The 21,503-nt window shown below is 61.3% G+C and carries 22 protein-coding genes and 1 pseudogene; 17 read left to right on the top strand and 6 right to left on the bottom strand.

The window, feature by feature from the left end:
- The first annotated feature begins 7 nt into the window (after window positions 1–7).
- The 8 genes from ACJ8J1_RS06805 (at window position 8) to ACJ8J1_RS06770 (ending at window position 6,479) form a co-directional block, all read left to right on the top strand.
- Window positions 8–1,120: an ABC transporter permease subunit gene (locus tag ACJ8J1_RS06805; protein WP_033643184.1), complete on the top strand. Its 1,113-nt coding sequence runs from the start codon at window positions 8–10 to the stop codon at window positions 1,118–1,120.
- Window positions 1,117–1,887 carry an ABC transporter ATP-binding protein gene (locus tag ACJ8J1_RS06800; protein ID WP_033643185.1) on the top strand — a complete coding sequence of 257 codons (771 nt, stop codon included), beginning with the start codon at window positions 1,117–1,119 and terminating at the stop codon, window positions 1,885–1,887. The genes ACJ8J1_RS06805 and ACJ8J1_RS06800 overlap by 4 nt, the downstream gene beginning before the upstream one ends.
- Entirely contained in the window at window positions 1,880–2,593 is a 714-nt protein-coding gene (locus ACJ8J1_RS06795) for an ABC transporter ATP-binding protein (protein ID WP_033643186.1), read from the top strand. The genes ACJ8J1_RS06800 and ACJ8J1_RS06795 overlap by 8 nt, the downstream gene beginning before the upstream one ends.
- A gap of 76 nt (window positions 2,594–2,669) precedes the next feature.
- Window positions 2,670–3,779, top strand: a complete 1,110-nt coding sequence (locus ACJ8J1_RS06790) for a branched-chain amino acid ABC transporter substrate-binding protein (RefSeq protein ID WP_346405209.1) — start codon at window positions 2,670–2,672, stop codon at window positions 3,777–3,779.
- An 18-nt stretch (window positions 3,780–3,797) separates the two neighbouring features.
- Window positions 3,798–4,289, top strand: a complete 492-nt coding sequence (locus tag ACJ8J1_RS06785) for an L-2-amino-thiazoline-4-carboxylic acid hydrolase (protein WP_033643188.1) — start codon at window positions 3,798–3,800, stop codon at window positions 4,287–4,289.
- Window positions 4,286–5,512 (top strand): Zn-dependent hydrolase, encoded by a 1,227-nt coding sequence (locus ACJ8J1_RS06780; protein ID WP_033643189.1) that lies wholly within the window; start codon window positions 4,286–4,288, stop codon window positions 5,510–5,512. Before ACJ8J1_RS06785 ends, ACJ8J1_RS06780 begins: the two co-directional genes overlap by 4 nt.
- A gap of 82 nt (window positions 5,513–5,594) precedes the next feature.
- Complete coding sequence (locus ACJ8J1_RS06775) at window positions 5,595–5,942, top strand: ArsR/SmtB family transcription factor (protein ID WP_004938187.1); 348 nt, start codon at window positions 5,595–5,597, stop codon at window positions 5,940–5,942.
- A 3-nt stretch (window positions 5,943–5,945) separates the two neighbouring features.
- Entirely contained in the window at window positions 5,946–6,479 is a 534-nt protein-coding gene (locus ACJ8J1_RS06770) for an SRPBCC family protein (protein ID WP_033643190.1), read from the top strand.
- Here ACJ8J1_RS06770 and ACJ8J1_RS06765 read toward each other — a convergent pair whose 3' ends face one another.
- Entirely contained in the window at window positions 6,480–7,508 is a 1,029-nt protein-coding gene (locus tag ACJ8J1_RS06765; RefSeq protein ID WP_033643191.1) for a transporter, read from the bottom strand.
- A gap of 256 nt (window positions 7,509–7,764) precedes the next feature.
- Between ACJ8J1_RS06765 and ACJ8J1_RS06760 the strand changes: the two genes are divergently transcribed.
- A complete protein-coding gene (locus ACJ8J1_RS06760; protein WP_033643192.1) occupies window positions 7,765–8,517 on the top strand; it encodes a hypothetical protein in 753 nt (250 codons plus the stop codon).
- A gap of 68 nt (window positions 8,518–8,585) precedes the next feature.
- On the opposite strand, the gene ACJ8J1_RS06755 is transcribed toward ACJ8J1_RS06760, so the two are convergent.
- A complete protein-coding gene (locus tag ACJ8J1_RS06755; RefSeq protein ID WP_033643193.1) occupies window positions 8,586–10,016 on the bottom strand; it encodes an SH3 domain-containing C40 family peptidase in 1,431 nt (476 codons plus the stop codon).
- 235 nt (window positions 10,017–10,251) lie between these two features.
- Between ACJ8J1_RS06755 and nudI the strand changes: the two genes are divergently transcribed.
- The 3 genes from nudI (at window position 10,252) to ACJ8J1_RS06740 (ending at window position 12,733) form a co-directional block, all read left to right on the top strand.
- Complete coding sequence (gene nudI, locus ACJ8J1_RS06750; RefSeq protein ID WP_033643194.1) at window positions 10,252–10,677, top strand: nucleoside triphosphatase NudI; 426 nt, start codon at window positions 10,252–10,254, stop codon at window positions 10,675–10,677.
- A 93-nt stretch (window positions 10,678–10,770) separates the two neighbouring features.
- A complete protein-coding gene (gene pbpG / locus ACJ8J1_RS06745; protein WP_033643195.1) occupies window positions 10,771–11,607 on the top strand; it encodes a D-alanyl-D-alanine endopeptidase in 837 nt (278 codons plus the stop codon).
- Window positions 11,608–11,746: 139 nt separating this feature from the next.
- Complete coding sequence (locus tag ACJ8J1_RS06740) at window positions 11,747–12,733, top strand: MsnO8 family LLM class oxidoreductase (RefSeq protein WP_033643196.1); 987 nt, start codon at window positions 11,747–11,749, stop codon at window positions 12,731–12,733.
- Here ACJ8J1_RS06740 and ACJ8J1_RS06735 read toward each other — a convergent pair.
- Complete coding sequence (locus ACJ8J1_RS06735) at window positions 12,730–14,034, bottom strand: aminotransferase class I/II-fold pyridoxal phosphate-dependent enzyme (protein ID WP_033643197.1); 1,305 nt, start codon at window positions 14,032–14,034, stop codon at window positions 12,730–12,732. The two genes, ACJ8J1_RS06740 and ACJ8J1_RS06735, sit on opposite strands and share 4 nt — an antisense overlap.
- A gap of 66 nt (window positions 14,035–14,100) precedes the next feature.
- Between ACJ8J1_RS06735 and ACJ8J1_RS06730 the strand changes: the two genes are divergently transcribed.
- Genes ACJ8J1_RS06730 through pdxY form a run of 3 tightly spaced genes read left to right on the top strand, consistent with a single transcriptional unit; the run spans window position 14,101 to window position 15,914 of the window.
- Complete coding sequence (locus ACJ8J1_RS06730) at window positions 14,101–14,355, top strand: hypothetical protein (protein WP_033643198.1); 255 nt, start codon at window positions 14,101–14,103, stop codon at window positions 14,353–14,355.
- The gene (locus ACJ8J1_RS06725) at window positions 14,352–15,068 is read left to right on the top strand and encodes a glutamine amidotransferase (RefSeq protein ID WP_033643199.1); all 717 of its coding nucleotides are present in this window, start codon (window positions 14,352–14,354) and stop codon (window positions 15,066–15,068) included. Before ACJ8J1_RS06730 ends, ACJ8J1_RS06725 begins: the two co-directional genes overlap by 4 nt.
- A 3-nt stretch (window positions 15,069–15,071) precedes the next feature.
- Entirely contained in the window at window positions 15,072–15,914 is an 843-nt protein-coding gene (pdxY, locus tag ACJ8J1_RS06720; RefSeq protein WP_033643200.1) for a pyridoxal kinase, read from the top strand.
- 45 nt (window positions 15,915–15,959) lie between these two features.
- On the opposite strand, the gene ACJ8J1_RS06715 is transcribed toward pdxY, so the two are convergent.
- The 3 genes from ACJ8J1_RS06715 to ACJ8J1_RS06705 all read right to left on the bottom strand — a co-directional run bounded on the left by ACJ8J1_RS06715 (window position 15,960) and on the right by ACJ8J1_RS06705 (window position 19,355).
- On the bottom strand, window positions 15,960–16,673 hold the full coding sequence (locus ACJ8J1_RS06715) for a flagellar brake protein (protein WP_033643201.1): 714 nt from the start codon (window positions 16,671–16,673) through the stop codon (window positions 15,960–15,962).
- Window positions 16,674–16,749: 76 nt separating this feature from the next.
- Window positions 16,750–17,532, bottom strand: coding sequence for an N-formylglutamate amidohydrolase (locus tag ACJ8J1_RS06710; protein WP_033643202.1), 783 nt, complete (start codon window positions 17,530–17,532; stop codon window positions 16,750–16,752).
- Window positions 17,533–17,633: 101 nt separating this feature from the next.
- Complete coding sequence (locus tag ACJ8J1_RS06705; protein WP_033643203.1) at window positions 17,634–19,355, bottom strand: lysophospholipid acyltransferase family protein; 1,722 nt, start codon at window positions 19,353–19,355, stop codon at window positions 17,634–17,636.
- A 798-nt stretch (window positions 19,356–20,153) separates the two neighbouring features.
- Here ACJ8J1_RS06705 and ACJ8J1_RS06700 point away from each other — a divergent pair.
- A pseudogene (locus tag ACJ8J1_RS06700) lies at window positions 20,154–20,305 on the top strand (transcriptional repressor AgaR); the annotation flags it as partial.
- 26 nt (window positions 20,306–20,331) lie between these two features.
- Window positions 20,332–21,498, top strand: coding sequence for an SIS domain-containing protein (locus ACJ8J1_RS06695; protein WP_033643204.1), 1,167 nt, complete (start codon window positions 20,332–20,334; stop codon window positions 21,496–21,498).
- Window positions 21,499–21,503 lie beyond the last annotated feature (5 nt).

Genomic DNA, 21,503 nt, shown 5'->3' with positions numbered 1-21,503 from the left:
CATCACCATGACCGTTTTGACTCCTCCCGTTCCTCTGGCCACGCCGCGCCGCGCCAGGCTGGGGCTGACGCTGTTCATTCTCGCGCTGCTGCTGGCGCCCTGGGTGGCGGGCGCCGCCGGGGGCAACTACTGGGTGCGGGTCGTCGACTTCGCCCTGCTGTACCTGATGCTGGCGCTCGGGCTGAACATCGTGGTGGGCATGACCGGGTTGCTGGACATGGGCTTTATCGCCTTTTACGCCGTCGGCGCCTATTTGGCCGCGCTGCTGTCGTCACCGCATCTGACACAGCAATTCCCGCTGCTGCTGCAGTGGTTCCCCGACGGGCTGCACCTGTCGATGCTGGGTCTGATCCCGCTGGCGGCGCTGCTGGCGGCGGCGTGCGGCATCCTGCTCGGCGCGCCGACGCTGCGGCTGCGCGGCGATTATCTGGCGATCGTCACGCTCGGTTTCGGCGAGATCGTGCGTATTTTGATGCGCAATCTCGACCGCCCGGTCAACCTCACCAACGGCCCCAAAGGCATTTCCGGCATTGACCCGGTCAGCCTGTTCGGCCTGAAGTTTTCCGGCATGCATGAGTGGTTCGGCGTGCGTTTTTCCGGCCTGTATCTCTATTACTACCTGTTCGCCGCCCTGCTGCTGGCGATCCTGTTTATCAGCCTGCGGCTGCAGAACTCGCGCATCGGCCGCGCGTGGACGGCGATCCGCGAAGACGAGGACGCCGCGCGGGCGATGGGCATCAACACCCGCAACTTCAAGCTGCTGGCCTTCGCCATCGGCGCCACCTTCGGCGGCGTGGCCGGCGCGCTGTTCGCCGCGTTTCAGGGCTTCGTGTCGCCGGAATCGTTCACCCTGCAGGAATCGATCGCCGTACTGGCGATGGTGGTGCTCGGCGGCATGGGGCACATCCCCGGCGTGATCCTGGGCGCGCTGCTGCTGGCCGCCCTGCCGGAGCTGCTGCGCAGCAGCATGGGGCCGCTGCAGCAGGCGCTATTCGGCCAGGTGCTGATCGACCCGGAAATCATCCGCCAACTGTTTTACGGCCTGGCGCTGATCCTGGTGATGCTGTATCGCCCGGCGGGCCTGTGGCCGGCCCGCCACGCACGGGGGAACGCCGCATGACGCCGCTGCTCGCTTTACACCATATCAGCAAACGCTTCGGCGGCCTGACGGCGGTGGATGACGTCAGCATGAGCATCCGCCAGGGGGAAATCTACGGCCTGATTGGGCCGAACGGCGCCGGTAAGACCACCTGCTTCAACCTGATCACCGGCCTGTATCGCGCCGACGCGGGCGAGTTCCGCCTGGCGGGCCAGCGCTATAAGCCCCAGGCGATCGACAAAGTGGCGCAGGCCGGCATTGCCCGCACCTTCCAAAACCTGCGGTTGTTCAATGAAATGAGCGTGCTGGAAAACGTGATGGTCGGCTGCCACGTGCGCACCCGCAACGGCCTGTGGGCGGCGATCGCCCGGCACCGTCGCGCCAGGGAGGAGGAACAGGCGGTGCGCGATAAATCTCATGCGCTGCTGGAGTACGTCGGCATCAGCCAATTCGCCCATTACCGCGCCGGCGATCTCGCCTACGGCCATCAGCGGCGGCTGGAGATCGCCCGCGCGCTGGCGACCGAGCCCCGGTTGCTGGCGCTGGACGAACCGGCGGCCGGCATGAACGCCGGAGAAAAAGTGGCGCTGCGCGAACTGCTGCTGCGCATCCGCGACAGCGGCAAAACGCTGCTGCTGATCGAACACGACGTCAAGCTGGTGATGGGTCTGTGCGATCGGCTGACGGTGCTGGATTACGGCAAAGCGATCGCCGAAGGCGAACCGGCTCAGGTGCGGCGCGAACCGGCGGTCATTCAAGCCTATCTGGGAGGCGGCGCGCATGTCTGAAGCCCTGCTGAGCGTTAAACGACTCAAAGTGTCTTATGGCGGCATTCATGCGGTCAAAGGCATCGATTTCACGGTGAGCGCCGGCGAACAGGTGACGCTGATCGGCGCCAATGGCGCGGGCAAAACCTCGAGCCTGCGGGCGCTGACCGGCCTGCAGCCGTTTGAGGGCGACATCCTGTTCGACGGCCGTTCGATTCGCGGCATGCCGCCGCACCGCTTGCTGCAGCAAGGGCTGGTGATGGTGCCGGAGGGACGCGGCATTTTCACCCGCCTGACGGTGCGAGAAAACCTGCAGCTGGGTGCCTATGCGCGGCGTGACGCATCGGCGGTGCGGCAAGATTTCGAACGCGTGTGCGCCACCTTCCCACGGCTGAGCGAGCGCCTGCATCAACCGGCCGGGCTGCTTTCCGGCGGTGAACAACAGATGGTGGCGATGGGCCGCGCGCTGCTCAGCCGCCCGCGGCTGCTGATCTTGGACGAACCGTCGATGGGGCTGGCGCCGATTGTGGTGGAGGCCATTTTCTCGGTCATCAAGCAGTTAGCCCGTGACGGCGTCACGCTGCTGTTGGTCGAGCAGAACGCCCGCCTGGCGCTGGCGTCCACCGATCGCGCCTACGTATTGGACAGCGGCAGCCTGAGCCACAGCGGCCGCTCCGCCGACATGCTGGACGATGAAAAAATCAAACGGATCTATTTGGGTGAATAACCGTTGTTACCTTTAACCGCACCAGGAGTATGACATGCAGCAGAACATTCGCATCAAGCCGTTGGCGCTGGCCGCCATGACAATGATCCTGAGCCTCCCGGCGCTGGCGGACGACACCGTGTTGATCGGTCTTGCCGGGCCGCTGACGGGCCCTTCCGCGCGCATCGGCAAAGATCTCGAAAACGGCGCACGGCTGGCGATCGCCGACGCTAACGCACAGAAACCGACGCTGAACGGCAAACCGGTCACCTTCAAGCTGGTGTCCGAGGACGATCAGTCCGACCCGCGCACCGCCGTGGCCGTGGCGCAGCGTTTGGTCGACGAAGGCGTCGCCGGCGTGGTCGGCCACTGGAACACCGGCACCAGCATCCCGGCGGCGCGCATCTATCACGACGCCGGCATCGCTCAGGTGGCGCCAGTGGCGACCGGTCACGGCTACACGCAGCAAGGTTTTGACACCAGCTTTCGCGTGATGGGCCACGACGACGACGGCGGCAACTACGCCGGGCAATATGCGGTGAAGACGCTGAAAGCCAAGCGCATCGCAGTGATAGACGATCGCACCGCTTTCGGCCAGGGGCTGGCGGACGAGTTTATCAAATCGCTGCAGGCCCAGGGCGTGCAGCCGGTCACCCGTGAGTATGTGGATGACAAGACCGTTGATTTCAGCGCCGTACTGACCACCGTCCGCAGTAAAAACGCCGATCTGATCTTCTTCGGCGGCGTGGATTCGCAGGCGGCGCCGCTGGCGCGCAAACTGAAACAGCTGGGCATGAACGCGCAGCTGATGGGCGCCGGCGGCTTCGTCAGCCAAACCTTCCTGACGCTGGCGCAGCGGGAAGGCGAAGGCGTCGTCGCGCTGGAGCCGGGGCTACCGCTGGAACAGATGCCGGGCGGCAAGGCGTTTGAACAAGCCTACCGCGATCGTTATCACACCCACATCGAACTGCATGCGCCCTTCGCCTACGACGCCACCCGGGTGCTGATCGCCGCCATTGAGCAAGCCGATTCGGCCAATCCGGCCGATTATCTGCCGAAACTGCGCGCCATACATTACCAGGGCGTCACCGGCGACATCGCCTTCGATGCGCAAGGCAACCTGCAACAGCCGAGCTTCACCCTGTACCGGGTGGTTGACGGCAAATGGCAGCCGCAAACCGTGTTGGGCGGCGCCAAGTCACAATAAATCAAGAGGAGCAAGGCGATGAGCTGTGCAAAAAACGAATTGGGCATTTTGGCCCGCAGAAAGATCGAGGCGGAGATCATCAAGCCGATCTACCAGATTCTGGTGCGTGAAATCGGCAAGGCGCGCGCTCAGGCGGTAATCGGCGAAGCCATCGAGAATGCCGCCATCGAGGCGGGCAAACAGTTCGCCGCCCAGGAACCGAACGGCGCGGATCTGCGCAGCTTCGCCGCCTTGCAGTACCTGTGGGAAAAAGACGATGCGCTGCGCGTCGAGGTGATCAATCAGGACGCGCAGCACTTCGACTATAACGTCACCCGCTGCCGCTACGCCGAGATGTATCACGAGATGGGGCTGGGGGAGATCGGCCACCTGCTCTCCTGCGCTCGCGACAGTCAGTTTATCGTTGGCTATGCCCCTGACGTCGACCTGCAGCGCAGCCAGACCATCATGTCCGGCGCCCCCTGCTGCGATTTCCGCTACACCGCTAAAACGCCGGGAGAAGATCAATGACGTATCGAGTCAACGGCGAGCGCCTGTGGCAAAGCCTGCAGACGATGGCGCAGTTCGGCGCCATCGCCAATAACGGCGTCACCCGGCTGGCGCTGAGTGAAGAAGATCGGCAAGCGCGCGATCAGCTGCGCGCCTGGGCGCTGGAGGCGGGTTGCACCGTACGCGTCGACAAAATGGGCAACATGTTCCTGCGGCGTGAAGGCGCTCGCCCCGAGCTGGCGCCGGTCGTCACCGGCTCGCACGGTGATTCGCAGCCCCGCGGCGGCCGTTTCGACGGCATCTACGGCGTGCTGGCCGGATTAGAGGTTATTCGTACCCTTAACGATCGGCAGATCGTCACCGAACGCCCGATTGAAGTGATCAACTGGACCAACGAAGAAGGCGCGCGCTTCGCGCCGGCGATGATCGCCTCGGGCGTGTTCGCCGGGGTATTCGACCTGGAATACGGCCTGACGCGCCGCGACGAGCACGGCGTCAGCCTCGGCGACGCGCTGGAGCGCATCGGCTACGCCGGCGAGTATCCGGTGGGCGGTACGCCGATCCATGCCGCCTTCGAGTTGCACATCGAACAGGGGCCGATTCTGGAAGCGGAGCATCTCGACATCGGCGTAGTCACCGCCGCACAAGGGCAGCGCTGGTATGAACTGGAGGTCGTCGGCTTCAGCGCCCATGCCGGCACCACGCCGATGGATCGGCGCCGCGACGCCCTGCTTGGCTTTGCGGCGCTGGTCACGGCGGTCAACCGCATCGGTTGGGATTTCGCGCCCGACGCGCGCGCCACGGTGGGCATGGCGCAAATCACCCCCAATTCGCGTAACGTGGTGCCGGGGCGCGTCTTTTTCAGCGTCGAATTCCGCCATCCGCAGGAGGCTATTCTGGCGCAGATGGAGCAGCGCCTACTGGCGGCGGTAAACGAGGTCAACGGCGGCGGCCTGGCCGCCCGGGCCGAGCGCATCTTCCAGTATCCCCCGATCGCCTTCGATCCGGGGTGTATTGGCAGCGTGCGTCACGCCGCGCAGGCATTGGGCTATCGCCATCGCGACATGATTTCCGGCGCCGGCCACGACGCCTGTTACCTTAATCGCGTCGCCCCGACCGCCATGATCTTCATTCCCTGCGTGGACGGCATCAGCCACAACGAGCGGGAAGATATCACCCCCGCCTGGGCCGCCGCCGGCGCCGATGTGTTGCTCAACGCCCTGCTGGCGCACGCCGACGCCTGATCCTCGCCCCGGTTTGGCGCCGGGGCAAAAAATATTCAACAAAACGGTTGAATATTAGCCTGCCTGATCTATATTCAACCATATGGTTGAATTATCTTCCTCACAGCTGGACGCCATTTTTCATGCGCTGGCCGATCCGACCCGCCGCTCGATGTTACGCGCGCTGGCCGGCGGTGAACGCAGCATCGGCGAACTGGCCGCGCCGTTGCAGATGTCGTTCGCCGGCGCCTCCAAGCACGTGAAAGCACTGGAACATGCGGGCCTGGTGCAACGCACCGTGCAAGGAAGAAACCATATCTGCCGGCTCGAACCCGAGCCTATGGCGCAGGCCATGCACTGGCTGCAAACCTATGAACATTTCTGGACTGAACGGCTGGATGCGCTCGAACAGGCGCTGCTGCAGCCCGAACAGCTTCCTCCCAAGGAGTGAACCATGAATGATTACGGCATGATTATCGAACCCGGTACGCTGCGCATCCAGCGGTTGCTGCCCGGCCCCATCGAGCGGGTGTGGGCTTACCTGACCGAATCCGACAAGCGCGCCACCTGGCTGGCGGCCGGCGCCATGAAGTTGGAAAACGGCGCGCCGCTGGAGCTGGAGTTTCGCAACTCCGATCTGGCGGGCGAGCACGAGCAACCGCCGGCCAAGTACAAACAGCATGGCGGCTGCGTCAGCAACCGCGGCCACATCACCTGCCTGTTCCCGCCGCGCCTGCTGAGCTTTACCTGGGCCGAACAGGAGCAGGGGCGCCCTTCCGAAGTGACCTTCGAGTTGACGGAACAGGGAAACGCGGTGCTGCTAACGGTCACCCACCGGCGCCTGGCTAACCGCGACGAGATGCTCAGCGTCGCCGGCGGCTGGCATACCCATCTGGATATTCTGCTGGATCGCCTGCACGATCGGGCGCCGCAGCCGTTCTGGAGCACCCATGCCCGGCTGGAAGAAGAGTACCGCGCCCGCCTGTAATTACGACTCGTCCCTGCGCCTGAACGCCAGATAACCGGCGATCAGCGTAAAACTGCCGACCAGCAACACCAGCAGGATAAAACCGTGGTGATTGCTGGCCAGCGGTATCCCTCCGACGTTCATGCCGAAAAAACCGGCGACGATGTTGATCGGCAACGCCAGCACGGTGATCACCGTCAGGGTGTAAAGCGTGCGGTTATTCTGCTCCATCAGTTTGGCGCCCAGCTCTTCCTGCAGCAGCCGAATGCGTTCGGTCAGGCTGGCGAGATCGTTCAACACCACGGTGAACTCTTCGGTAAACTGCCGCAGATCCTGCACCACCTCACGGCTCAGCCAGCTCGGCGGCCGGTTCAACAGGCGAAACAGCGCGGCCGGCTCCGGCGCCAACAGGCGCTGAAAGCGCAATAGCATGCGGCGCATGCGCCCCAGCTCGGCGCGGTTGCGTTTAACGCGGCTCGTCAGCAGACGATCCTCGATGGTATCGACATACTGGTTGGCCTGCCGCACCACCTGCTCCAGCACATCCTCCTGCTCTTCCAGCAGGTGCGCCAGCAGTTCGGTGGACGACGCCAGCTGCAGCGCCGTCAGGCGGCCCAGCAACCGCTCGATCAATCGCACCGGTTTATGACGCACGGTCACCACCAGCCCACGGCGGCAATACAGCCACAGCGTCGCCGTTTCCGGGTTGTTGTCTTCAGGGTGGAAGATCACGTCGTTGAGCACGGCGAACAGATCGTCGCCCTGCCGCTCGATGCGGGTAGTGTGGGAACCGTGGCGAATTTCGTGAAAGAAAAAATCGGAAATGGCGAAATGGTTTTTCAGCCACTTCTCCGCCGCCGCGTGGTTGAGATTGAGGTGCAGCCAGATAAAACCGTCGCCGGGCGACAACGTTTGGTAAGCCAGGCAAACCTGCTGCGAGTTCAGGCGCGCCGGCGGCTCGCCGGAGCGAAACGCATGGCCGTAGATCAGCCCGGTCACTTCATCATCAAAATCCAGCTTGTGCATCTTTTCCGCTGCCCTTTGCACCATAACGCCTTATCCTGCCTATTGCCGTTAACCCAGATCGTCCACGCTGTTATAACAATCTTTATCGCTCGGCGTTAATGATTTTCAACGCTCTTGCTCATTAATATTTCCGTCATAAAAACGTCATTTCATTTTAAAAAATTTTCATCCCTTGCCCGTTCAGCAACCGCACAATGGCTAAATGAATATAGCGGCTGATACCCTCCATCATGCAAGACACATTCATTTAAGGAACACGCTCAATAAGGAGATAACGACAATGAACAAGTTTATTACGGGCGGATGGAGCCAGTCTCTGGCTGGCCAACCGCATAAAGCGTTCGATGTCATGATGTACGGCATGGTAACCAACCTTGATGGCTTAACCACAGGCACCTCAGCCCAGCCAGGATGGAGTCCGGAAAAACAAAACAAACCCGATACGCTTCCCGGCTTTAACGGAAAGACGCTATGGGTTTACGGCGGCGGCGGATGCTCCCCGCAGCAAAAGCCGGCCAATGAGGATGAAGTGTTGAGGATCGTCGCGGCCACGGTCGATCGGGGCTGGGATGGCGTCGATTTTGATGACGAATGCAATATGAACACCGAACGGGTCATCGAAGCCATGAAACGGCTAAAAGAGGCCGGGAAAGAGACCAGCTTTGGTTTTATTGCCGGTTATTCTTACAACCACCCCAATACGGAAAATGGCAACAAGCTCAACGAGAAAGTCAGAAAAATCATTCAATCAGACCAATGCGACCGCTTTATCCATTACTGTTATGCGGCAGCGATGTGGAGCAATGACGATATTCTCGCTAATGTGATCCCGGCATTAAAACAATCGTTGGCGAACGGGGCCGAAAATAAAAAATGCATTCTGGCCCTGACGACCAAAGGATTGACCGACTGGAATTTAAATTACTTTATCGATCAGGTTTTGGACTTTAACCTTGGCGGATTATTTATTTGGAATTACGCTAACCTGACGGATGAGCATGATAAAATTATCCAGCGCCGGCTAGGTAATTAGCGCAGTTCGATTTGTCGCCGCACAACAAGCGGCCGCATTCGCGGTCGCTTTATCAGCTAAAGAAAGGGCTATTCAATAAATCCCAGTTTAAACTGCGCCTTGCCCGCCAGCGACATCAGGCTCGCATCTTCAGGATAGGTCGCCAGCAGCGGGAAAAAGACTGCGCCGCCGATAATGCTGCGGCGCTTTGAATCTGCCGGGCGCAGCCCCCAGATATTCTGGTACGTCATCGGCACAACCTGGCCGTCAATGAGCGCATTACCGATATACAGCATGATATGGCCCGGAATGTAAACCAGCGTGGTGAAGGGTTTGCCGTGATCTTTGAGATAGCGCAGCCGTTCACTGGTGTTCGCTTGAGCAAGATCAACCACCCGGGTGGCCGCCTGTATCTGCGCGGCGGAATTTCTGGGAAGAAAGAGGCCAAAAGGCATCAACAGACTGCGCAGTTCGGCGGAGCAGTCATTATTGAAGTTATAGTTCCCCCAGCCATAAGGCCTGCCGCTCATTGACCGCATCAGTACGGCAAGATGTTCGGGCGTCATTTTCCACGGCATGGCGGCAAATTCCCCCTTCTTGACAACGACCCGGCGCATCTGTGCGCGGCCATCCTCTCGGCGTACCGGCACGGCGACCACAAAAAGGCCCTGTCGGTGACGGTAAAATGGCAGAATCGTGCCGTGGCGCGCCGTAAAATAAAACTGGCCGCCCGTTTGCACCGAAACCGGCTGTTTAATGAATGCCCCCAGATTTTTCCCCGCCAGCGCCAGCCATTCTGAGACAAACCGCTGATCCGCCGCCGCGATGTCTTCGCTATGCACCCAACCGATCACCGTAGGCGACATGACGTATTTCCAGCGTTTATCGCGGCTTTGCGTAATAACGTATACCGGAGTGCCGGGGCGGATAGACGAATCCTGCAGATTATCAAAGGGATAACCTTGTCCAGCCAGGCGAGGGTCGTCATAAGCCGGATCGTCCGTCGGCAGGATCCTGACCAGCGTCTCCCTGACCGCAATGCCTCGGGCCGAAGAATGATAAACCTGGCTAATGTCCGTAGACGCGTTATCTCTGACTTGCTGTTTCCAGCGGTCGGTGTGAGTCCTGAAGTTTTCCCCCCAGGAGACACTTCCACGGCCAAGGTATTTATCCATTGCGGCATCACGGTGGCTTTCCGCTTCGCGGTTCAGGACGGCAGCGATGTAATGCGGATTCCAGGGGGATTCATCGTTCGGCCCCATGCCAAAATAGTGAGATTTGAGGGCGGAAAAATGACGTTGCTGCGTGGCGGCATCCATCACAGGCATCCGCTGCTGCGGACCAGGCGGCAACCATTTATCGACAGACTGCGAATAGTTTCCCAGCGGGAACAACGATTTGGTGGCATCGATAGGGGCTGTCGCCGTGGCGTCTTGAGGGGGCTGGCTGACCGGCGCGCTGTGGCAGGCCGACAGCAGCAGCAGAGTCATCAGGCACAGCGGTTTTATTCCATTAGGCATACGTTATCAACTCCATGATAGGTTAAAATCCCTGCTTTATCCTGACGCGAAATTATTCGAATTGATACTTAATAACACCTGCGATTGATTTCCCGTTGAAGAAAACAAAGCCGGAGGCAACCCCATGACAAATGCCGACCGGATTTCCCGCCGCCGCACAGAATGCGATCGACCTTCCCGCCCTGCGCCGCCAAATCTGCTATCCTGCGGCTTTGCTTTCTGACAGGAGTCCTCCATGCGCCAACGCATCATTGTCTGCCCGCTGATTGAAAACGATAACGCCTTCCTGCTGTGCAAAATGGCCGCGCACAAGGGCGTATTTCCCGGCCAGTGGGCGCTGTCAGGCGGCGGCGTCGAGCTGGGTGAGCAGATAGAGCAAGCGCTGCGGCGCGAAGTGCACGAAGAACTGGGCCCCGCACTGATCCTCGACAGCATCACGCCCTGGACCTTCCGCGACGACGTGCGCATCAAAACCTACGCCGACGGCAGCCGGGAACAAATCTACATGATTTACCTGATTTTCGACTGCCACGCCGCCAACCGCGACGTGACGATCAACGATGAATTCGACGACTACGCCTGGGTGCCGCGCGAACGCCTGGCGGACTACGATCTGAACGAAGCCACCCGCTTCACGCTGCGGCAAAAGGGATTGCTGTAACAGTTTGAGCGATTATCACCCTATTTCCTTCACATTTGCCGGGCAGACTCTTTTGATATTTTTTAATCACTTAGGGTCACTATTGCCGTCGCTATGCTTTTATTTCTCCCTGTTCTCCGTCTGTCCGTCCGGCGCTTCGGCGCCGCCGCCCTGTTCAGCCTGCTGTTCGTTTTGGCACCCGCCCATGCCGCCGCGGCGCCATTGGTGTTGAATGCCAAATCGGTGCTGGTCGTCAATCAGCGTACCGGAAAAACGCTCTATCAGAAGCAACCGAACCGCGTGCTGCCGATCGCGTCTCTGTCCAAGCTGATGACCGCCATGGTCGCCCTGGACAGCAAACGCCCCATGGGCAGTCAACTCAAAGTCACCGCCGCCGATCGCGATCTGCTGAAAAAAACCCATTCGCGGCTGACCATCGGCTCGGTGCTCAGCCGCCGCGACATGCTGCACATCGCCCTGATGTCTTCGGAAAACCGCGCCGCCGCGGCGCTGAGCCGCAGTTATCCCGGCGGGCGCAAGGCCTTCGTGGCGAAAATGAATCAGAAAGCGCGCGCCATCGGCATGAAACGCGCCCGTTTCTACGATCCGACCGGGCTAACGCCGCGCAACGTAGCCACCGCCAGCGATCTGCTGAAAATGGCCAATCACGCCTATCGCTATCCATTGATTCGCCGCTTCAGCACCGACAAGCAGCAGATCGTGCGTCCTGGCCGCGGCCAGCTGGTCTATCGCAGTTCCAACGGTCTGATCAACAACCCGGCCTGGAAGATCCAGCTGCAGAAAACCGGCTTTACCGACGAGGCCGGTCACTGCCTGGTGATGCGCACCACCATCAAAGGGCAGCCGGTGGTGATGATCTTGCTTGGCGCGCAGCCGCGCTACGGCCACTACCGTGACGCCATTCGTCTGAAGGCCTGGCTGGAGCGGTAAAATCGCGGCGCTTTACCGTTCTGCGCATATCCAAATCCGTTTTGGATCAATGGAATATCCTATCGCCAATCAGTATTAAGCCGCGCGCCGCCCGCATGGTATTTGTCAGGCATATCTGATGATGAAAGGAGCGGGAAAAATGGCTTATGCCTTGAGCATATTGGAAAAAAGTCCGATCGCCGACGGGGAAAGCGCCGCGCAGGCGCTGGCGCGCACGCTGCAGCTGGCGCAACGGGCGGAACGCTGGGGGTATCGGCGTTTCTGGCTGGCGGAGCACCACAACACGCCGCAGCTCGCCTGCCCGTCGCCGGAAGTGCTGATCGGCTACCTGCTCGGCCAGACGACGCGCATTCGCATCGGCTCCGGCGGCGTGATGCTGCAGCACTACAGCGCCTACAAGGTGGCCGAAAACTTCAACCTGCTGGCGGCTCTGGCGCCGGGACGCGTCGATCTCGGGGTGGGCAAAGCGCCCGGCGGGCTGCCGCTCGCAACCCAGGCGCTGCAGGCGGCCCACGATCGGCAACGCAAGCCGGACTTTCCTCAGCAGCTGTCGCAGTTGACCGCCTATCTGAACGACGACGCCGAGCCCGGCCTGAGCGCCACACCGCTGCCGCCGCAGGGCGCGCAGCGTTTTCTGCTCGGCGCCAGTAAAGAAAGCGCGACGCTGGCGGCCGAGTCCGGCTGGGCCTTCGTGTTCGCCGCGCATTTGAACGGCAATCCGCAGGATATCCGCGACGCGCTGGAGCACTACGCCGCACACAGCGGCGGCCGCAAGGCGCTGCTGGCGGTGGCGGCGATCGTGGCCCCCAGCGAGGAACAGGCCGCGGCATTGGCGGCCGACATTCGGCAATACCGCGTGCACATTGCCGGTGAGCAGAGTGTGACCGTCGGCAGCCTGGCGCAGGCGGAGAGTTTCGTGCAGCAGGCCGGCGCCACCGACTACCGCATCGAGCCGCGGGAAAGCCATATTCTGCTCGGCACCGCGCAGCAGGTGCATCAGCAACTGGCGCAACTGCAGCAGCAGTACGGCGTGGAAGAATTCATCATCGACACGCCGATCGCCGAACCGACCGCCCGGTTAACCTCACTGCAGCTGCTGGCGGAGGAGAGCCTGACGCCGGCCTAGTTAATCGCCGCACTGGCCCGCATGGCGTCGGCCAGATCCTGCGCCAGCGGCGCCAACTGCGACGGCGTGACGTTCGCCAGGCTGACGCGGAGCGCCGGACCGCACTTCAGGCGGAAAGGTTCACCGCCCTGCACCAGCCATCCCCGCTGCGCCATCAGCTGCGCGGCGGCGGTTTCCGAACGCACCGGCACCCACAGATGCAGCCCTTCACCTACCGCCAGCGCCGTGTGATTCAACGCATTGAGCCGCTGGACCAGCTCGTCCCGTCTGGCCTGATACGCCTGTTGCGCCCGCTGCAATTGCCCTTCCTGCAAGGCTTGTTCCCACAGTCTGGCGGCGATCTGCTGCAAGATATGGCTGACCCAGCGTTCGCTGATGTACTGATCGGCGCGCATCGCCTGCAGCAAGGTCGGGCTGCCGCAGGCCAACGCGATGCGCAGATCCGGGCTGAGAAACTTGCTGAGCGACAGCACGTACAGGCCGCGATCGCCGTCGAACGGCAGATGCAGCGGCTGTTGCGACAGCGGCCCCCAGAAATCGTCGACGATCGCCAGACACTGCGGATGGCCGCGCAGAAAACCTCGCCACTGCTGCGCACGTTGCGCTGAAAGCGAAGCGCCGGTCGGATTATGGGCGCGCGGCGTCAGGATCACCGCGTCGGCCGTGCCACTCTCCGGCAGCCGACAGCCCTGTTCATCCACCGCCAGCGGCAGCGGCCGCAGGCGCAGGTGACGCAGCAGCGTCAATAGCGGCGGCCAGCAGGGATCTTCCACCCACACCGCCGCCCCAGGCTGGGCATGGCAGCGCAGCGCCTTTTCCATCGCGTCCAACGCGCCGGAAAACACCGCCGGTTCCCCCAGGGCCACGCCCTGGCGCCCGAGCCACTCACGCCCGAGACCGGTCAATACCGGCAGGTCGCCGCTGATGTCATAGCCGTTTTGCTGCGGGAACACCTCCGCCGCGCCAAGCCTCAGTGCCGGCAGCAAAGCGGCATCCAGGTTGCCGCTGGCCAGATCGCACATCCCCGCCGGCACCTGGCGCGGCGTATAGGCCGCACTCACCGCCGCCAGCGGCGGCTCCAGCACCACCGTACCCGCCCGCCCGCGCGTCGCCACCAGGCCGGCATCGCGCAATCTGGCGTATGCGCTGGCCACGGTATTCGGATTGACCTCCAGCTCCGCCGCCAGCTGGCGTACCGGCGGCAACAGTTCGCCCGGCCGCAGCGCGCCGTTTTTGATGCGTGCGGCGATCTGCTCGGCAATCTGGACAGCGCCGCCGCCTTTTGCATACAATGAAGCCATACATAAATCCTTTTGTACTAGTTCAAATAAGATTAGCAGTTTCTGCGGCCAAAAGTAAGGGGTTCCATGGATAAACATTACGTGCTCGACATTCAGTATGCAGGAAAAGCCTTTGCCCGCCTGCAGCTGTTCACCCCGTGGGCAGCCGATCAGCTGGAGCAGGCCTGCGCGCTGTTCCCGGCCGCACAGGGTTATCAGGTGCAGCTCAGCCAAGTCAGCGAACGCCGCATCGTCTACCAGAGCGGCGCGCAAGGCATCACGGTGCTGGGCGAGTCGCTGGCGCTGATCCCCTTCACTCACGCTAGCGAGGTTAAACAATGAAAAAAGCCGTCGCCATTCGGCACGTCAACTTTGAAAACCTGGGCATCCTCGGTTCCCTGCTGTCACTGCGCGGCTATCAGATCGATTATTACGATGCCGGCCGCGATGATATTCGTGCTATCAATAATGAAGAGACCGATCTGTTGGTGGTGCTCGGCGGGCCGATCAGCGCCGCTCAGCACTTTTCCGGCGAGCAGCGGTATGATTTTCTCGACCATGAATTCGCGCTGGTCAAACAGCGCCTGGCGCAGCGGCGGCCGACCCTCGGGGTTTGCCTCGGCGCGCAAGTGATCGCCCAGGCGCTGGGCGCTGAGGTTATTTCGCTCGGCGTGAAAGAGATAGGCTTCGCCCCGCTGACCACGCCGCCGGCGGAAGAGGAGTCGGTGCTGGCGCCGCTGGCCGACACGCCGGTACTGCACTGGCACGGGGATATGTTCATGATCCCGGACGGCGCCCGCTGCCTGGCCGGCACGGCGGTATGCCCGCATCAGGCCTTCGACTATCAGGGGTTCGCGCTCGGCCTGCAGTTCCATTTGGAGGCGGATTATCGCGATATCGAACGCTGGCTGATTGGCCATGCCTGCGAGCTGGAACTGGCCGGCATCGCGCCCCAGACCCTGCGCGACCAGGCCGCGCGCCACGGCGCGCAGCTGGAACAGCGCGCGCGGCAGGTGTTCGCGCGCTGGCTGGATAACAACGAACCAAGGAAGTAACTCATGCAACAGGCTTCACCTTTGCGGTCACCGTCTATTGACGTGATCAGCATTCAATCTCAGGTGGTCTACGGCAGCGTCGGCAACGGCATCGCCTACCGCGCTCTGCTGAAAAAGGGACTGGAGGCGCTGCAGGTGCCCAGCGTGCTGTTCGGCTGCCCGCCCTATTACGGCAAACCGCACGGCGGCGTCATCTCCGGCGATTGGTTCGGCGGTTTTCTCGACGACCTGATCGCCCGCGGCGTCATGAAGCGCACACGGGCGGTGATCGTCGGCTACCTGGGCGACGTGATGCAGTGCCATATTCTGGCCAACTGGCTGCAGCGGGTGCGCTCGCTCAATCCGCAGATAAAAATCTATATCGATCCGGTGATGGGCGATTACGGTGAAGGGATCTACGTGGATGAACGCATCGTCAACTGCTATCGCTCGCCGTTCCTGCGGCTGGCCAACGGCCTGACGCCGAACGGTTTCGAACTGGAGCAGCTGTGCGGCCGGCAACTGAGCAGCCGCGAGCAGACGCAACACGCCGCGCAGGCGCTGTTGAACGACACCACCGAATGGGTGTTGGTCACCAGCGCACCGGGCGTAGCGCAACACGAAGACGAAGTGGGATTGATGCTGGTCACCCGGCAGGAAACGCAGTGCTTTACTCATCCGAAGGTCAAATCGGCGGTCAAAGGCACCGGCGATTTGTTCACCGCGTTGCTGGTCAGCCATCTGCTGCAGGGCGCTGCGCTCGACGCGGCAGTGGTTGCCGCCGGCGATGAAGTGTGCGGCGTACTGGCCGAAGCGGCGCATTTCGGTTGGGAAGAGATCGGCAGCCTGCGGGCGCTTAACCCCTAAGGCCGCGGGCGAGTCAGAGGGGCAGCGCACTGCCCCTGATAACTATCAGCGTTTTTTCTTTTTGTTGAAATCCAGCTCGAAGGCGAACACGGCGCTCTGAATTTTGCGCTCCATCGCCAATCCGAGCTTAAGAAAGCGGCATGACAGGCGCGAGAAGTGCACCACCTGGTCGTTATCGTCGGTTTCCTGATCGTCGTTGACCACCACCAGCTCCATGTTGACCTTGAAGCTGCCGTAGCTGCCCAGATCCAGCTCCGCTTTCTTGAACTGCAAGCCTGGCTGGAAGAAATCCGGCAGCGGGCCGTCGAAGCGTAAACCGACGCCGCCGGCGGAGAGATCGTGGATCCGCAGCTCGTACGGCGTGCCGTCCGGGTATTCGCCGGTACAAAAGAATTGGCGCCAGTGCGGCGTAGTGATGCGGAATTGACGGCGACGCTGGATATAGACCAGCTCCTGCGGCAGCCGGGTCGAACAGGCCTGTACGCCCTGATGTTCGGTCAGCTCCGCCTGGGGGACGGAAAACTCGATTTTGGCGTCGTTGCTTTCAATCACGATGGTGCAAGCGCCGTCGATGGCGCTCGAGGCTTCCTCACCGCTGAACACGATATTGTCCGGCCCGACGCTCAATAACAGACTTTGAAACCGGTGCTGCTGATTTTCTACGCGCAGCGGCGTGCGTTGTTTGCAAATTTCTCGCAGAATCGCCAGAACTTCAAAACGCTCCCGTTTGATAAACAGTCCGTTATCGCTGTGCTCCACACGTGTCTCCTGACTTTTTTTCTAATGACGTCTTACGTATTCCTTACGGTTATCATCTCTGGGAATATTCCTAAAGTCAAATTTGCCAGCGTTGCCAGGCCTGCGGCAGCAGGCGCGCGAAACGTTTCGCCCATGCCTGTTGCCCACGTTCGTCAGCGACCAAATCCTGGCGAATTTCGATGCCGACGTAAGGCAAACCGCGGCGCTCCGCGTGCACCGGCAACGTGTAATCGGTGGCGTCCGTCATCGCATAAGGTTCGTTAATACCCACCTGCAGATCCCCCTCTTCACGCAGCAGTTCAGCCAACAGCAGCGCAAATTCCGGGTAGCGGTTAAACAGCAGCCCCACCTGCCAGGGGCGCGATTGGCCCTTGAACACCGGCGTGAAGCTGTGCATGGCGATCACCGCCGTCGGCAGTTCACGCAGTTGGCGTTGCCCCAGATGCTCGTCGATGGCGTGGTGATACGGCAAAAATACCTCGCGCTCACGCGCCAGCGCGTGTTCGGCGTCGATGCTGATATTGCCGGGGATGGGCGTCAGTTCAGACAAATGCGGGATCGAGCTGGCGATGCCGGGCGCCCGGTTGCAGTCGATCACCAACCGTGAGTAACGCTGATGAATCAGCGTGGCGTCCAGTTGGCGGCTCAGATGGCGCGATACGCCCAGCGCGCCGATATCCCAACCGATGTGGCGCTCGATCTCCCCCGGCGGTAAGCCGAGATCCCCGAGGGATTGCGGTATCGCCTTGCCGGCGTGATCGCACAGCAGCAAAAATGGCGCTTTGCCGCGCGGGGTTTCAACGGCGGCGGCGGGCGGTTCATCGGCGGACAATAACGGCGGGATAAACGAATGAGGCATGAAAGGCTCCGGCGGTGGAAAGCAAAACGTTTATCGTAGCGCTATCCCGTCGCCGGCCCCAAGGTCGTACTTAGATCAAAAAGGCATGAGTCAGACGCCGATCATGCCGTCTCGGCTTCCTGCGGCTGATGCACCGCAATATAACGTTGATAACGCGACGGCTTGAGCCGCGAGGTATCCACCAGCACCAGGCCGTCGATGCAGTTGTTGAAGGCCGGATCGGTGCCAAAGTCGATAAACTGCACCCCGCCCGGTTCGCACAGCTCGGTGTACTGTTTGTACAGCGTCGGGATCGAGCAGCCGATGTTGCTGAGCAGGCTCTTCAGCCGCACCAGATCTTCCTGGTAGTTATCCCCGGCAAACTGCGCCAGCACCTGCGGCAACGACGCCGGATAAGGACGACGCGACTGCGCGAAGGCGTGGTCCGGCGAGAAATAGAGCCGATAGAAGGCGATCAACAGATCCCGCGCCGCCAGCGGCATGCCGCCGGAAATGGATACCGGGCCGAACAGATAGCGGTACTGCGGGTATTTCGACAGATAGGCGCCGATGCCCAGCCACAAATAGTCCAGCCCGCGCTTGCCCCAATAGGCCGGCTGAATGAAGCTGCGCCCCAGTTCGATGCCCTGCGCCAGGATCGGTTCCATATCGCGATCATAGTGGAACAGGCTGTTGCTGTAGATGCTCTCCAGGCCCTTACGCGCGATTTGTTCGGCGGTGGGGATAAACCGATAGGCGCCGACGATCTCCAGCTCCTCTTCATCCCACAGCACCAGGTGATAATAATCGTCGTCGTAGCTGTCCAGATCGCGGCGGCGGCCGGATCCTTCCCCCACCGCGCGGAAAGCGATCTCGCGCAGGCGCCCCAGCTCGCGCAGGATCGGCGTGCGCGCTTCATCATGTCGGCGATAGAGATAGATGGTTTTGCCGTCCGGCGTCACCCCCAGTCTTTCGCAGTTCGCCAGCGCCTTTTTCAGCTCCAGACGCTCTTCCGGCAACGCGATCGGCGATTCGCTGGCGAACAGCCCCGGTTTGCCCTGGCCCAGGCGATACACGTGGCGGCGAAAGCGCTCCGCCAGATCCTTGGCGCTGGTGTGGCCGTCGTGCCAGTTGGCGAACGGCACGCGGCCGCCGATGCGGATCCTGATGCGCCCGCCCCGCTGCTGGAACATTTCACGCACCAGCAGCAGCGTCGACAGCGGACGATAGACCAGCGACGTAAAGTAGAACAGGTTGCTGTTGCGCGCGCTGATATGAATCGGCACGATCGGCGCGCGCGCCTTGGCGGCCAGACGCAGAAAACCGGTATGCCAGTGGCCGTCGCGGATGCCTTTCGGGCTCATGCGCGACACTTCGCCGGCCGGGAACAGGATCAGCGCGCCCTGATTGTCCAGCTGCTGCTGCATGCCTTCTATCTGTTTGCGGCTGGTTTTATAAGCGACGTTATCCACCGGCACGAACAGGTTGCGCAGCGGTTCGATGTAAGTCAGCAGTTGGCTGGCCACCACTTTCACATCCGGACGCACCGCCGCGACGGCGCGCAACAGCACCAGTCCGTCGAGCGAGCCGATCGGGTGATTGGCCACGAGCACCACCGGCCCCTGGCTGGGGATGTTTTCCAGATCGCCGTCCACCAGCTCGCAGCTGAGGTTAAAGTAGTCCACCACCTGCTCGATCAGATCGAGCCCTTTCAGGTGGGGATAGTCGGCGGCGAACTGTTTGAATTCTTTTTCGAAGAGAAGGGTTCTTAGCAGGCTGCGCTGCCAGGCAGGGGTATTGCGGTGTGGAAATGCATCTTGCAACAGAGAATCCAGGCTGAACATCGCGTTATCTCCTGACGTAGTCGCTGCAAACTTAAGCCAGAGCCATGACTCTGACATGTCAGTCACATGACAATAAAATGAATCCATCGACTATCAGGTATAGCAAAGTAATGGCGATTTGGGAGCGAAAGACGCATTTTCGCCCCCACTTCTCCTCACATCGGCGCCAGCAACGCTTCAATGCGGCGGTTCACCGCCTCACGCAGGCGCTATCGGCTGCAGATCCTCGCCGGGATGGGCCACGAACGGATCGCCGGAGGGAAACGCATGGCCGCTGTCGTTCACCCTCACCCGCTGCAATGCGGCGCTATTACACGCGCCGGCATAAAAAAACAGTGAAAGCCCGGCGGCTGCCGAATTATCGCTGCGGCTTTCGGCCTCGACGGACTGAATAATTAAATGCCGGGAATTGTCGACTGAAAAATAACGAATTTGCCGTTTTCACTTTGCGTTGACGCTGCTTTCGGTTGGCGCTCAAACGAAAGCAAAATCAAATATAACCAACTGATAGATATAGATATTTTAAAATTAATCGATTGCATTTCAGTGTTTCGTTTGCTGTAATTCGCCACGAACAACTGAAAGCGCTCCGGTCGGTATCGCTGCGGCTTATTAAGCCGCGGTCGGGCACGGCTACAGGTAAATCAGGAGTCTGCGTTAATGATCACTACCGCAAAACGCCGGGAATTAATTATCGACCCGCTGTGCCGCGAAGGCGCGTCGCGCGTGGAACCGCTCAGCCAGCTGCTTTCGGTCTCCAGCGTCACCATCCACATCAATCGCGACGTCAAACACACCCTCGCCGACGCCAGCAAATTCGGCCGCACAAGTTTTTGCACGATCGCGACATCGGCCAGATCCACCGCCTGGTCACCGACAGCCGCATTCCGGAACACTGTCTGCAGGCGCTGCACCCTTTAGGGATCGACGTGATTATCGCCGACCGTTAACCGAGGATTTTTAAGGAGCTGTCATCATGAACGCGTATTTCTCTTACGAGGCGAATTGGCTGAAGCAGCGCAACGCCTGGCACACCGCCGCAGAAATTTGGCAACAGCCGGATCTGTGGGCGGCGCTGCACCGGCAGCTGCAGGATCAACAGGCGCAATGGCAGCCGTTTCTGGCGCCGCTGCTGGTCAATCCGCGCCTGCAGATCGTGCTGTGCGGCGCCGGCAGCTCGGCGTTCGCCGGCCGCGCCCTGGCCCCCTGGCTGCGCGAACGCACCGGCCGCGACGTGGTGGCCTACGGCACTACCGATATCGTCGCCAACCCGCTGCAGTATCTCGACCCTGAGCGGCCGACGCTGCTGGTCTCCTTCGCCCGCTCGGGCAACAGCCCGGAGAGCGTGGCGACGGTGGAGCTGGCCGACCAACTGCTGCCGGAAAGCTACCACCTGATGCTGGTGTGCAACCCGGACAGCAAGCTGGCGCAGTATGCACATCAGCGCGACAACGTCTGTTCGCTGGTGATGCCGCAAGGTTCTAACGATCAGAGCTTCGCCATGACCTCCAGCTTCAGCTGCATGATGCTGAGCGCCGCGCTGCTGCTCGGCCCCCTGTCGCTCGAGGCCGCCCAGGCGCCGCTGCACGCCATGGTGCAGCGCTGCCGCGCACTGCGAGAAACGCTGCAGCCGCAGGTGAAGGCGCTGGCCGCCGGCGGCTTCCGCCGCTACATCACCCTTGGCGGCAGCTGCTTTACCGGCCTTGCCGAAGAGGCCTCGCTCAAGATGCTGGAGCTGACCGCCGGGCGCATCGTTACGCGCTACGACTCGCCGCTCGGCCTGCGTCATGGTCCGAAATTCATGGTCGACGGCCAGACGCTGGTGGTGTTGATGTTCTCGCGCGACGACTACGCCCGCCAGTATGACCGCGATCTGTGGAACGAGCTGCAGCGCGATGGGCAGGCGATGCAGCTGGTCGGATTGACCGGCGGGCGCCAACCCCTCGCCGATACCCTGCTGCATATGCACGATGCGGCAGACGATATCTGGCTGCTGTTCCCGTATCTGCTGTTCACCCAGATGCTGGCCTTCGAGAGTTCGCTGGCGCTGGGGCTGACCCCGGATAACCCCTGCCCGACCGGCGAGGTTAACCGGGTGGTGAAAGGCGTGACGATTTACCGTTTTCCTTCCCCCGTGCAGTAAGGAGA

This window comes from Serratia sp. CY37869, assembly GCF_052168895.1.
GTDB lineage: Bacteria > Pseudomonadota > Gammaproteobacteria > Enterobacterales > Enterobacteriaceae > Serratia > Serratia ureilytica.
The sequence above is the reverse complement of the archived record's forward strand: the minus strand, read 5'-3'. Positions and strand labels throughout refer to the sequence as shown.